Origin of the sequence: Candidatus Pelagibacter communis, assembly GCF_001179965.1 — a bacterium.
In the GTDB taxonomy this organism is placed as follows: domain Bacteria; phylum Pseudomonadota; class Alphaproteobacteria; order Pelagibacterales; family Pelagibacteraceae; genus Pelagibacter.
This window is the reverse complement of sequence record NZ_CVSH01000060.1, coordinates 1-13,404: the sequence shown is the minus strand read 5'-3', so window position 1 is coordinate 13,404 and position 13,404 is coordinate 1. Positions and strand designations below refer to the sequence as shown.

The following is a 13,404-nucleotide window of genomic DNA, read 5'->3' as shown; positions in this document are numbered from 1 at the left end:
CTCTAAATGGAAACGTATTACATTCCCATACCACCCATTCCACCCATTCCACCCATTCCACCGCCGGGCATTGCAGGTGTTGAGTCTTTTTCTTCTGGTTTATCGGCTACCATTGCTTCAGTAGTTACTAATAATCCAGAAATTGAAGCAGCATCCTGAAGCGCTGTTCTTACAACTTTAACTGGGTCTATAATTCCCTCTTTAAACATATCAACATATTGCTCAGATTGCGCATCGTAACCATTAGATGTTTTATTGGTTTCTAAAAGCTTACCTACTACTACTGATCCGTCTACCCCAGCATTTTTTGTAATTTGTCTTATTGGTGCTTGAAGTGCACTTTTTACAATTTCAACCCCAGCTTTTTGATCATCACCTTTAACTTTTACTTTGTCAAGATCCTGTGATGCATAAAGTAATGCGCATCCACCACCGACTACTATTCCTTCTTCAACTGCTGCTCTTGTTGCATTTAGTGCGTCCTCAACTCTATCTTTTCTTTCTTTAACTTCAACTTCAGTTGCACCACCAACTTTAATTACTGCAACACCTCCAGCTAACTTAGCCAATCTTTCTTGAAGCTTTTCTTTATCGTAGTCTGATGTAGTTTCATCAATCTGCTGTTTGATCTGAGCACATCTTGCCTCTATATCTGACTTTTTACCTGAGCCACTTACAATTGTACTATTTTCTTTATCGACCTTTACTCTTTTTGCAGATCCTAAATCATTTAATTTTACATTTTCAAGTTTAATCCCTAAGTCCTCAGATATAACTTGTCCACCAGTTAAAATCGCAATATCCTCCAACATTGCTTTTCTTCTATCTCCAAAGCCAGGTGCTTTAACTGCTACAACTTTTAAACCACCTCTTAATTTATTTACAACTAGTGTTGCTAAAGCTTCACCCTCAACATCTTCTGAAATTATCATCAAAGGTCGTCCAGCTTGTACTACGGCTTCCAATAGTGGAACCATTGGTTGTAAGTTTGTTAACTTTTTTTCATGCAAAAGAATTAATGGATTTTCTAATTCCGTTGTCATTTTGTCACCATTAGTTATAAAATATGGAGATAAATAACCTCTGTCAAATTGCATTCCTTCAACAACATCAAGTTCAGTCTCAATACCTTTTGCTTCCTCGACAGTAATTACTCCTTCATTACCAACTTTTTGCATTGCTTTTGAAATCATATTTCCAATTTCCTTATCACCATTTGCAGAAATTGTACCTACTTGAGCTATTTCATCACTATCTTTTACTTTCTTTGCTGATGAGATTAATTTTTCTTTAACATGATCAACTGCCGCATCTATACCTCTTTTAACATCCATTGGATTCATTCCAGCAGTTACATATTTACAGCCTTCTTTTACAATTGCTTGTGCAAGTATAGTTGCAGTTGTTGTTCCATCTCCAGCTTCGTCATTTGTTTTACTTGCAACTTCTTTAACCATTTGAGCACCCATATTTTCGAATTTATCCTCGAGCTCAATTTCTTTTGCCACTGAAACACCATCTTTCGTAGTTCTAGGCGCACCATAAGATTTATCAATAACTACATTTCTTCCTTTAGGACCCAATGTTACTTTTACTGTGTTTGCTAAAATATCAACACCTTTTAGCATTGATGTTCTTGCATCAGAGTCGAATTTAACTATTTTTGCCATTATAAATCTCCTTAGATTATTATTTTGTTTTTGAAATACCCATAATGTCTGATTCCTTCATTATACTGTATTCTTTACCGTCTATTTTGACTTCTGTTCCTGACCATTTACCAAATAAGACTTTATCACCTACTTTAACATCCATAGGTATTATTTTACCATCCTCAGTTTTTGCGCCTCCACCTACGGCAACAACTTTTCCCTCTTGTGGTTTTTCTTGAGCGGTATCTGGTATTATTATTCCTCCAGCAGTTTTTTCACTGCTATCCAAAACTTCTATTAACACTCTATCGTGCAAAGGCTTAAATTTCATAAAAACTCCTTAAAATATGAATGTCATATAGAGGTAAGCATATAATTTTTCAAGATATTCATAGAAATATATCAAGTAAAAAAATCAAAGAAATATAGGTATTTTTAAGCTATATCTCCTAAATGCCAAAAAATTTAGATGATTTAGGACTGAAGTCAGTAGCGAACAGCTACGATGTGTTTTTTATAGATATTTGGGGAGTACTTCATAACGGAATAAATCTGTATCAAAATTCTGTTAATGTTTTAAACGAATTAGAAAAATTAAATAAGAATTATATTTTGCTTACTAATGCACCAAGACCAAATAGGACAGTAATTGAATTCTTAAAAAATATGGGATTAGACGAAAATAAATGTAAAAAAGTTTATACATCTGGGGAGTCTGCACTTAAACATCTAGAAAAAAATTATAAAGAAAAAAAATTTTATCATATCGGACCCCCAAGAGATTTTGATCTTTTTAAACTGTTTGAAAAAAATAAAATTGATAATTTAGAACAATCCGACTTTATATTGTGCACTGGACTTTTCGAAGAATATGAAGAAGATCTAAAATATTACAAAGAATTATTTAAAAGTGTAATTGGTAAAATAATGATATGTACAAATCCTGATTTGATTGTAGATAGAGGCAATATTACAGAATATTGTGCAGGCTCAGTAGCAAAAATATTTGAGGATCTTGGAGGAAAGGTTGAATATTTTGGAAAACCTTATCCACCTGTATATCAACAAGCTATAGACATAAAAGATAAAAAAATATTATGTATCGGAGATAATCTTAATACTGATATTAAAGGTGCTAATATTCAAAATTTCGACTCTATGCTAATATCCTCAGGTATACATAAAAAAGAAATAGATAAAAATATTGAAAAAGTTCAATTAAAATACAATGTAAAGATTAATTATTATCAATCACTTTTAAAATGGTAAGTAAAATAAAATATTACAAAAATTTTGATGTTCACAAAAAACACAAAAACTCAATTATATTAATTGGTAATTTTGATGGTGTTCATTTAGGACATCAAAAATTGTTTAAAAAAGCTTTAATATTAAAAAGAAGAAAAAAATATAAAATTGGGGTAGTGACTTTTGATCCAATCCCTAAAATGTTTTTTTTTAAAAAAATTAGAAATTATAGAATATCCAACTTAAATCAAAAGTTAGAAATTTTAAAAAAATTTAAAGTTGATTTTGTTATTAACAAAAAATTCGACCTAAAATTTTCAAAGATAACATGTAATCAATTTATTGAAAAATTCCTTTACAAAAAATTATCTGCAAAATTAATTTTTGTAAGTAATAATTTTAGATTTGGTAATAAGCGCGAGGGAGATGTAAAATTATTAAAGTTTTTTGAAGAAAAATTTAATTATAGAATAATAAATCCTTCACCTTTAAAAAAAAAGAAAAAGATTATATCCTCAACATCTATAAGGAAACTTTTAGAAAAAGGACAAATCCATACTGCCAATAAATACTTAGACAGAAATTGGTCAATCCAGGGAATTGTACAACCTGGAAGAAGATTGGGTAAAACTATCGGATTCCCAACTTGCAACATAGATATTGGAAATTATGTAATAGCTAAACCAGGAGTTTATGCAGTTAAAATCTTAATTAATAATACAAAAAAAAAACTAAGTGGAATAGCAAACTTGGGCTATAGACCTACATTTAACCAAAATAAAATTCTTCTTGAGGTAAATATTTTTAATTTTAAAAAAAATCTTTATAATAAAAAGCTAACAGTTGAGTTTTTAAACTTTATCAGAGGTGAAAAAAAATTTAATGGTATAGATGAATTAAAAAAACAGATAAATATAGATGTTAAAATAGCTAAAAAACTAAAATGAGCAAAGATCAAATAAATCTTCCAAAAACGGCTTTTTCAATGAAAGCAAATCTTCCATTGAAAGAACCTAAAATCGTTGAACATTGGAATAAAATTGATCTTTACAATTTATTAAGAGAAAATAATAAAGGCAAAGAAAAGTTCGTTCTTCACGATGGGCCTCCTTATGCAAATGGTAATATTCATATGGGTACGGCTTTTAATAAAATTCTTAAAGACATAATCACAAAATTTCATCAAATGGATGGTAAAGACTCAGTATATGTTCCAGGATGGGATTGTCATGGTTTGCCGATTGAATGGAAAATAGAGGAACAATATAAAAAAAATAAAAAAAATAAAAATGACGTTCCAGTCGTTGAATTTAGAAAAGAATGCAGAGATTTTGCTAATAAATGGATCAAAGTTCATAAAGAACAATTTAAAAGGCTTGGAGTTGTTGGAGACTGGGAAAATTATTATTCTACAATGAGTTATGACGCTGAGGCTCAAATAGTAAGAGAATTAGGTAAATTTTTAAAAGAAGGTAGTTTATATAGAGGCTACAAGCCAGTTTTGTGGTCCACTGTAGAGAAAACCGCTCTAGCTGATGCAGAGGTTGAATATATGGATCATACATCGGATACAATTTATGTTTCGTTTCCTATTCAAAAATCAAAATTAAAAAATCTTTTAGATACTGAGGTAATTATCTGGACAACTACACCATGGACGATACCAGCAAATAAAGCTTTAGCTTACAACAAATCTTTGAAATATGTTATAATACAAATTAACGATAAAGGTGATTTTAACACAAGAAAAATTATAGTTGCAAAAGATCTTTTAAAAAGTGTAGTTGCAGATTGTAAAATTAACGACTACAAAATTATTACTGAAATAAATGGATCCGATTTTGATGGAGTAGTTTGCTCCCATCCATTTAAGAGCATAGGCTACAATTATGATATACCGATGCTTGAGGCAAGGTTTGTTACGACAGAACAAGGCTCAGGAATAGTACATTGCGCCCCAAGCCATGGACCAGATGATTTTAATTTATGTTTAAATAATAATATTAAAGCTGTTGAAACAGTTGATGATGATGGAAAGTATACAAAACATGTTTTAAATTTTGAAGGCATTCATATTTTTAAAGCAAACCCAATTGTTATTGAGAAGCTTAAAAATGAAAAAAATTTATTAGCGAATGGAAAACTAAACCACTCATATCCTCATTCGTGGAGATCTAAAGCTCCGTTAGTCCATAGAGCTACACCTCAATGGTTTATTTCTATGGAAAGCCACAAATTAAGAGATAAAGCTTTAAAAGCCATTGATGATACAGAATTTTATCCTGCAAAAGGGAAAGAAAGATTGAGATCAATGATTGAAACAAGACCAGATTGGTGTGTTTCTAGACAAAGAGTTTGGGGCGTACCATTGCCTATATTTATTTCTAAATCAGATGGCAAGGTTTTAGTAGATGAGGATGTGTTTGAAAATATTGCGTCTATTTACGAAAAAGAAGGATCAGATTGCTGGTTTTCAGATGACCCTCAAAAGTTTTTAGGAGATCATTATAAAGCTGAAGATTTTGTTAAACTAAAAGATATCGTTGAGGTTTGGTTTGACAGTGGATCTACACATTCATTTGTTCTTGAAAAAAGAGGAGACTTAAAATGGCCTGCATCTATGTACCTAGAAGGATCTGATCAACATAGAGGATGGTTTCACTCCTCATTATTAGAATCTTGTGGAACAAGAGGCAGAGCTCCATTTGAAAGTATCTTATCTCACGGATTTGTGATGGATGGTAAAGGTTTGAAAATGTCAAAGTCTTTAGGGAACCAGATCTTTCCTGAGGATATTCTAAAAAAATATGGAGCAGATATCCTTAGAGTTTGGGTGACTGCATCCGATTACTCTGAAGATTTAAGAATAGACTACTCAATTTTAGAGCAACATGCTGAAGCATATAGAAAGATAAGAAATACATTTAGATACTTAATGGGAAATATAAATGACAATTATTCAGAGCAAGAATATGCTAATATTGATATTAGCAAACTTCCAGAACTCGAAAAATTAATGCTACACAAATTGTATATTTTGAATGAAAAATTTAAAGCAAATTTTAGAGAGTACAATTTTCATGTTTTGTACAAAGAATTATTAAACTTCTGCACTGTAGATCTTTCTTCATTTTATTTTGATATTAGAAAAGATACTTTATATTGTGATAAAAAAAATTCAGATAAGAGACAAAGTTGTATTTTAATATTAAATACGATATTAGACGCCTTGCTAAAATGGTTTGCACCGATTTTATCTTTTACTACAGAGGAAATTTTCAGTCTTTTAAACAAAGATGAAAAAAATAGCATTCATTTAAAAAAGTTTCCAGAATTTCCAAAATCTTGGAAAGATGATGAGCTTAACAACAACTGGAATAAAATAAATAAAATAAGAGATATAGTAAATATCAGTATTGAGGAAAAAAGAGCAGCCAAAACGATAGGATCTAGTTTAGAAACCGCAATTGATATCAGATTGACCAAGGATCTATATGACCTTGCAAAAAAATATGATTTTTCAGAAATATGCATAACTTCACTTGCAAATACTATTTTGGATGAAAATGCAAAAGACAACATAGAAGTAAAAACTTCAAAAGCAAAAGGAAAAAAATGTCCTGTTTGTTGGAAAATTACTGAAGCAGAATGCGAAAGGCATCCAACATAAAAATTAAATGATAAATTTTATAAATAAGAAAATTATTATTTATTTTTTAATTACATTATTAATTTTTACTTTAGATAGAATTTCAAAGATTTATGTAATAAATATTGCTGAAACATATGGCAAAGTGGATATTTATCTAAATCAATTTGTAAATATTATTTTAGTTTGGAATACAGGAATTGGGTTTGGATTATTGTCATTTGAAAAACAATTTATTTATAATTTAATAACATTAATAATTGTATTAGTTAATTTTGTAATTTTATACCTTGGTGTAAAGTCAAGTAATTTAAAAGGACTTATATTTTTTGTCATTTTGGGTGGATCACTTGGCAACCTATTCGACAGACTTTATTATTCTGCAGTTCCAGATTTTATTGATTTAAATTACAATGATTTTCATTGGTTTATATTTAATGTAGCAGATGTTTTTATCACATTAGGTGTTGTATGCCTTATTTTTGTTGAAATAATTTTTAATAAAGTTGAAAAGAAAGCTAATGAATAAAAAAATTTTACTCTATTTTTCCTGTTTTTTATTTTTATACTCCTGTCAAACCGTTAAAGATGGTTTAACAGGAAAAAAACAGGAGAATAGTGATGAATTTTTAGTAATAAAAAAAAATCCATTAGAAATTCCACCAAATTTTGACGAACTACCAGTTCCACAATCAGAAAAAATAAATGATCAATCTGAGTTAGTTGATGAAGAAATTAAAGACTTAATTAAATCTATTAATTCGAAAAGTGTGAAGAGCAACGAGACAGGTAACAGATCTGCTGAAGAATTTGTAATAGATCAAATAAATAAAGATTAATGCAAAAGCATTTTGTAAATTTTAAAAATTTTGTAAACATAAAAAAAAACAGAAATCTTGAAATAAAGCTAAAAAAAAAACTTGATACCTGTGTTCAAGAAAAACTTATAAAAAGCTTTTCTCAAAAATATAAATATTCATATAAAAATATTAACTTTAAAAAATATAATAATTTTAAAAATATTAATTTAATCGGAATGGGGGGATCGGCGCTTGGTGCTAAAGCAATTTATAACTTTTTTAGCCCTAAAATAAAAAAAAAATTTACTTTTGTTGATAATATAAATTTAAAAAAAAACTACAATCAAAACTTAAAACCATTAAATTTAGTAATTTCAAAATCTGGAAATACATTAGAAACAATTTCTAACTTCAAGTCTTTAAAAAATAAAAAGAATAATTTATTTATTTGTGAAAATTCAAACAATCAAATTAGAAATTTAGCAAAAAAACTTAAAAGTGATATAATTGATCATAGAAATTATATTGGAGGAAGGTATTCTGTTTTGTCTGAAGTTGGTATGCTGCCAGCTTTATTAATGGGTCTTAATCCAAAAAAATTTAAGAGATTTGATAATTTAATTAAAAATAAAAGATTTATTAATTCATTAATTAGCAATGTAATTTCAACTGTCGCTTTAATTAGAAAAAAAAAATATAATTCAATCGTTCTGAATTTTGATGAAAACTCAGAAGGTTTATTTCATTGGTATCAGCAACTTATAGCAGAAAGTTTAGGAAAAAAATCAAAAGGACTTTTGCCAGTGGTCTCAAATTTACCAAGAGACAACCACAGTATGATGCAACTATATTTAGATGGACCAAGCACAAATTTTTACACTTTTTTCGATGTTCTAGATCATTCAAAAAATAATCATCTAGCAAATATAAAATTAGCACAAAAATATGCAACACAAACGATCTTTAAGAGAAAAAAAATACCGTTTAGATCTTTTGATTTATTAGACAGATCCGAGAGTTCTTTAGGAGAGATGTTTACCTTCTTTATGTTGGAAACAATTTTGATAGGAGAGGCTTTAAATCTAGATCCTTTTGATCAGCCAGCAGTCGAATTAATAAAAATTGAAACTAAAAAAATATTAAACATCTAAAATTTAATAAAATATATCTTTGATATTCCATATATTTTTTCTAACAAAATATCATATTTCATATTTAACGTATCTTTACTTTTTTTGTTTCTATGCAAAATAATTAGACCATCTTTCTCCAAAATATCTGATTTATTTATCAATGACAAAAGCTCATTGACTTTTTGTTCTTTAAATGGCGGATCTAAAAAAATTAAATTAAATCTATTTTTAAAATTTTGAGAATCCAGCATTTCATAAATATCTTGTGTATTTATTTCAATTTTTTTTACTTCGTTAAGAGATTTAATATTTTTTTTTAATACACGTAATGCTGGCTCATAATTTTCACAGAAAACAACCTTTTTCGCCTCTCTTGAAATACATTCAATACCAAAAGATCCTGAACCAGAAAAAAGATCTAAAATACAAGCTTCTTTCATATTGATTTTGATATGTTCTGAGTGAGCAAGAAAATTAAAGATCGCCTCTTTTACCATGTCTCTCAATGGTCTAGTTAAATTATCTAAAGGATGATGCAATTTTTTCCCTTTAAATTTTCCAGATATTATTCTCATGCATTATGTAACTTTGTATCCAATATCTTTTCTATAAAAACCGTTTTTCCAATTAATTCTTTCAAGAATTTTTAAAGCGTCTTTTTTGCTACTCTCAAAACTATCCGAGGTTACCACTATATTTAACACTCTACCCCCATAAGAATATAAATCCTCTTTTATAAATTTAGTACCAGCATGAATAATAAATTGACCCTCCTTAACTCTTAAATTTTTTACATTATTTATAATTACTTTTTTTTTATAATCACCTGGATATCCATTTGAACATAAGACGATACACAAACTTTTTTTTTCTAGCCATTCAATATTTTCCACCCCTAGCTCTTGATTACAACATGATAGAATGATTTTTGCTAAATCTGACTTTAGTAGTGGGAGAATTGTTTGGCACTCTGGATCTCCCATTCTAACATTAAATTCAATTAGGTATGGTTCATTTTCACATATCATAAGTCCAACATACAAGAAGCCGATATAATTTGTATTAAGTTCTTTCAACCCAGCCATGGTTGGATCTATAATTTTTTTATTGATTTTGTCTTGAAGACTATCATTATTCAATCTAGATGGTGAGTATGCTCCCATCCCACCAGTATTAGGACCTGTATCTCCCTCACCAACTCTCTTATGATCTTGTGCAGTTTGAAAAAATTTATAATCTTTTCCATCACATATAACAAAATAACTCATTTCCTCTCCTTCTAAAAATTCTTCTATTAAAATTGAGTCAGCTTTACCGAATTTTCCATTAAATATTTCATTTACGGCTTCTTCTGCGTTATTTTTTGATTTACAAATATAAACGCCCTTTCCTGATGCCAGGCCATCGGCCTTGATCACTATAGGGTATTTTGAATTTTCCAAATAATTAATAGCATCACTTTTTTTTATAAATATCTCAAATTTTGAAGTTGGGATATTAAACTTTTTACAAAGTTTTTTTGTAAAAATTTTTGAACCTTCAAGTTGAGAAGAAATTTTATTTGGACCAAACACTTGGATACCAGTATTTTTAAAAAAATCTACTATTCCATTAACGAGTTGTTTTTCAGGGCCAACAACTAATAAGGTAATATTTTTTTCTAGAGATTTTTTTTTAATCTCGTTAAAGTCGTCAATATTTATATCAATATTCTCTGCTAGTAATTCTGTTCCAGCGTTTCCAGGAAAACAATAAATTTTGTTAACGAGGTCTGACTCTTTCAATTTCAAACACAGCGCATGTTCACGTCCACCACTTCCAATAATTCCAATATTCATATATATATATTTTATATAACTTAAGTATGGAAAATAAATTAGCTAAATTGAGATATTTGCCTAATAATTTTGAAATTATTGAGCCTGGTGATTACGTATTATGCGCTATTTCAAATAAAAAAATACCTATAGAAAACTTGACTTACTGGAATGTTGAAGACCAAGAAGCTTATTACTCTTATGTGGAGGCATCAAAAAAAAAGGAAAGCAAATAAGTAATTAAATTTTCCATCTATTGTGAGTTAAAATCCATTGTTCGGGATTTTTTAAAATCATCTTTTCAAGTAAATAATTTAAATGTTGAGTAATATCTTCTGTGCTTTTATCTTTAGAAAAATATATTGGTTTTTCTATAGTCATTCTAAAATTATGCCCATCAATTCTTTCGATATAAATACTAACTACTGGACAACCAAATTTTTTGACTAATTGAGCAGGTATTGTAGTAGTGAAAGCTTCTTTTTTAAAAAAGTTAGATTTTATACCTTCAGTAACTCTTTGATCAATCATTAATGCTATTGAAATATTTTTTTTAAATAAATTTAAAATTTCTCTAATACCAGACAATCCTTTTTTAATTTGATTTCTACAAATAAATTTTTTTCTAATATTCTCCATAGTGCTGTTCAAGAAAAAATTATTTAGAGGTCTATATATTGCCCCAAGTTCTAGACCAGATTTCTCAATTTGCATCGCCATTAACTCAAAGTTATTAAAATGACCAGATATAAAAACAACAGGGATATTTTTTTTCTTTATTTCATTCAAATACTCTAGTCCAGATATATTGAGATATTTTTCCAAGTTGCCTTTTCTAAAACCTTTTAAAAAAACATATTCTGATAATATTCTTCCATAGTTTCCCCACATTTTTTTTGTAATTATATCTATATTCTCTTGGCTTGTGTTAGGTAAAATTAAATTTATGTTTTTTTTAATAATCTCTTTTGATTTGAATATAGGACCAATTTTTTCACCAACAAATTTTCCAAAGTTAGATGCTTTTTTAAAACCAATAGTTTTACAAATTAAAAAAAATAATTTAATAAAAATATATTGTAAAAAATAAAGAATAATTTTCATTTTTTGTGTGTTAAAAATTCTAGAAATTTTTTTTCATTAAATATTTTAAGTTTTAGTTTTAAATATAACATTTCATTTTGAAACTTTTCATTAAGTTTAAAATAATCTTTTTCTGTGGTGATTATTTTTAGATTGTTTGTTTTAGAATAATTTATAATGTCTCCCAAATCATTATCAGTATAATTGTGATGATCTGGAAAAATAAATTCTTTCGATATATTTAAGTTATTTTCTTTTAAAATTTTCAAAAAGTTTTTTGGATTTCCAATTCCAGAAAAGATAACATAGTTAAGTTTCTTATCAAATTCTTCCAGGTTAGATATTTCATACTTAGTTTCGAAAATCTGCAAATCTTTTTTTATTTTATTTATCTCATTAACTAAGTCACCATTGAGTCTTGGATCGCCATTAATAACAATTGCATCGTATTTTTTTATTGAGTCTAATTTTTCTCTTAAAGGTCCTGCGGGAATAAGAAAGCCATTTCCTATCCATTGAATATTATTAAAACAAACAATTTTTATATCATAATCAATTGAATAATCCTGCAATCCATCGTCAAATATAGCGTATTTAAAATTTTTGACTTTAGCCTCTTTGACAGCATCCAATCTTTTTTTTTTACAAATAAGTTTTGAATATTTTTTAATAAGTAACTGTTCATCAAGTTGATTTTTATAAAATTTTTTAATTATCACAGAATTTAATTTTGCAGCATTCATTATATTTTCAGATTTTATTGCTAAAGGAGTTTTTCCTGTGCCTCCAACATAAATATTTCCTATACATATTTTTATGATATCTATACTTTTTTTTGCTTTAAAAAAATTTCTAAGTAAATTATTAGCTAAAAGTAGAATGGTTAATGGAAGAAGAATTAAAGCAAGAAGATTTGGTTTTTTTTTATCCCAAAATTTCGGCTTATAAAATTTCATTTAATAAATGCTTTTAATTCCTTTGTAGTATTTTTAAGTATTTTTATACCTATATCCTCTATTTTTTTAACAATCAAACTTGAACTTTTTTTTGTTTTAAAAGATTTTTCTATTTCACTGATAAAATTTTTTTTTAACAAAATTTTTTTTGATAAATTATTTATATTTAATAATTTATAAACATCATTAAAATTTTCTACATTTGGTCCGTGTATGATTTTACATCCATATCTAACAGGCTCTAATGGATTCTGACCACCGTGCTTTACAATTGATCCACCCATAAAAACAATTTTATTAAGATTATAAAAAATCTCAGTTTCACCATAAGTATCAACTAAATATATATCGGTATTAACTGGAATTATTTTATTAGAACTATGACAATAAAAGTTTAAGTTTTTTTCTTTTATAATTTGAATTATTTCATCTTTTCTATTCACATGTCTGGGAATAATGATTGTAACTATATTCTTATGAAGTTTTTTTAACCCTTTATGTATTTCAATACAAAACTCCTCCTCACCTTTATGGGTACTAGATGCACACCAAAAAACCTTTTTACTTAAAAATTTAATTAATTTAGATGGAGCAATATCTTTTTTAAATCTTTTTTGAGTAAATTTTAAATTTCCAATCAGTTTGATATTAATCACTCCTAGAAATTTCAAATAATTAAGAGTTTCTTTATTACAAGGGAATGCATATGTAAAACTATGAAAGATTTTTTTTCCAAAATTTCCCAGATGGCGCCATCTTTTAAAAGATTTTCTAGTTATTCTTGCATTTAATAATATTGTAGGAACTTTTCTTTTATTCAAGTTGTGTATTGTATTTGGCCAAATTTCAGAATCTATAAAAATTGCCATACACGGTTTCCAATAATTAAGAAATTTTTTTGAAATTATATTTGCATCTATTGGAAAAAACTGATGAACAGTTTTTTTAAATTTAAATTTATTAAAAACCTTAGCTGAGCTAATAGTTGAACTTGTAATTAATATTTGAGAGTAGCAAAAAAGACGCTTTAAAAATTCTTGAAAGAATTAATTGGAAAAACGGTTTT

14 protein-coding genes are annotated in these 13,404 nt (G+C 27.7%); 7 read left to right on the top strand and 7 right to left on the bottom strand.

Going from position 1 to position 13,404, the window contains the following annotated elements:
• Positions 1 to 17: 17 nt before the first annotated feature.
• Both groL and groES read right to left on the bottom strand, forming a co-directional pair.
• Positions 18 to 1,670 carry a chaperonin GroEL gene (groL, locus tag AMN73_RS04055; RefSeq protein ID WP_075534999.1) on the bottom strand — a complete coding sequence of 551 codons (1,653 nt, stop codon included), beginning with the start codon at positions 1,668 to 1,670 and terminating at the stop codon, positions 18 to 20.
• Positions 1,671 to 1,689: 19 nt separating this feature from the next.
• Positions 1,690 to 1,983, bottom strand: a complete 294-nt coding sequence (gene groES, locus AMN73_RS04050; protein WP_075534998.1) for a co-chaperone GroES — start codon at positions 1,981 to 1,983, stop codon at positions 1,690 to 1,692.
• Between the two features lie 122 nt (positions 1,984 to 2,105).
• On the opposite strand from groES, the gene AMN73_RS04045 reads away from it, so the two are divergent.
• The 6 genes from AMN73_RS04045 to AMN73_RS04020 are packed head-to-tail and all read left to right on the top strand — an operon-like array spanning position 2,106 to position 8,500.
• Positions 2,106 to 2,921: a TIGR01459 family HAD-type hydrolase gene (locus AMN73_RS04045; protein ID WP_075534997.1), complete on the top strand. Its 816-nt coding sequence runs from the start codon at positions 2,106 to 2,108 to the stop codon at positions 2,919 to 2,921.
• Entirely contained in the window at positions 2,915 to 3,847 is a 933-nt protein-coding gene (locus AMN73_RS04040) for a bifunctional riboflavin kinase/FAD synthetase (protein ID WP_256997841.1), read from the top strand. The genes AMN73_RS04045 and AMN73_RS04040 overlap by 7 nt, the downstream gene beginning before the upstream one ends.
• Entirely contained in the window at positions 3,844 to 6,570 is a 2,727-nt protein-coding gene (gene ileS / locus AMN73_RS04035) for an isoleucine--tRNA ligase (protein WP_075534996.1), read from the top strand. Before AMN73_RS04040 ends, ileS begins: the two co-directional genes overlap by 4 nt.
• A gap of 7 nt (positions 6,571 to 6,577) precedes the next feature.
• Complete coding sequence (gene lspA, locus AMN73_RS04030) at positions 6,578 to 7,078, top strand: signal peptidase II (RefSeq protein ID WP_102133242.1); 501 nt, start codon at positions 6,578 to 6,580, stop codon at positions 7,076 to 7,078.
• Entirely contained in the window at positions 7,071 to 7,388 is a 318-nt protein-coding gene (locus tag AMN73_RS04025; protein WP_075534995.1) for a DUF3035 domain-containing protein, read from the top strand. The genes lspA and AMN73_RS04025 overlap by 8 nt, the downstream gene beginning before the upstream one ends.
• Positions 7,388 to 8,500 (top strand): glucose-6-phosphate isomerase, encoded by a 1,113-nt coding sequence (locus AMN73_RS04020; protein ID WP_075534994.1) that lies wholly within the window; start codon positions 7,388 to 7,390, stop codon positions 8,498 to 8,500. The genes AMN73_RS04025 and AMN73_RS04020 overlap by 1 nt, the downstream gene beginning before the upstream one ends.
• Here the strand turns inward: AMN73_RS04020 and rsmD are convergent.
• Positions 8,497 to 9,057 (bottom strand): 16S rRNA (guanine(966)-N(2))-methyltransferase RsmD, encoded by a 561-nt coding sequence (gene rsmD, locus AMN73_RS04015; protein WP_075534993.1) that lies wholly within the window; start codon positions 9,055 to 9,057, stop codon positions 8,497 to 8,499. The two genes, AMN73_RS04020 and rsmD, sit on opposite strands and share 4 nt — an antisense overlap.
• Before the next feature lie 3 nt (positions 9,058 to 9,060).
• Entirely contained in the window at positions 9,061 to 10,320 is a 1,260-nt protein-coding gene (gene purD / locus AMN73_RS04010; protein ID WP_075534992.1) for a phosphoribosylamine--glycine ligase, read from the bottom strand.
• A 26-nt stretch (positions 10,321 to 10,346) separates the two neighbouring features.
• Between purD and AMN73_RS04005 the strand changes: the two genes are divergently transcribed.
• A complete protein-coding gene (locus tag AMN73_RS04005; protein ID WP_075534991.1) occupies positions 10,347 to 10,535 on the top strand; it encodes a DUF2093 domain-containing protein in 189 nt (62 codons plus the stop codon).
• A gap of 4 nt (positions 10,536 to 10,539) precedes the next feature.
• On the opposite strand, the gene AMN73_RS04000 is transcribed toward AMN73_RS04005, so the two are convergent.
• From AMN73_RS04000 to AMN73_RS03990, 3 genes are read right to left on the bottom strand one after another with little or no spacing between them, the layout of a single operon-like run.
• A complete protein-coding gene (locus AMN73_RS04000) occupies positions 10,540 to 11,403 on the bottom strand; it encodes a lysophospholipid acyltransferase family protein (protein WP_075534990.1) in 864 nt (287 codons plus the stop codon).
• Positions 11,400 to 12,338, bottom strand: a complete 939-nt coding sequence (gene lpxK, locus AMN73_RS03995) for a tetraacyldisaccharide 4'-kinase (RefSeq protein ID WP_075534989.1) — start codon at positions 12,336 to 12,338, stop codon at positions 11,400 to 11,402. The genes AMN73_RS04000 and lpxK overlap by 4 nt, the downstream gene beginning before the upstream one ends.
• Complete coding sequence (locus AMN73_RS03990) at positions 12,335 to 13,336, bottom strand: 3-deoxy-D-manno-octulosonic acid transferase (RefSeq protein ID WP_256997845.1); 1,002 nt, start codon at positions 13,334 to 13,336, stop codon at positions 12,335 to 12,337. The genes lpxK and AMN73_RS03990 overlap by 4 nt, the downstream gene beginning before the upstream one ends.
• Positions 13,337 to 13,404: the final 68 nt, after the last annotated feature.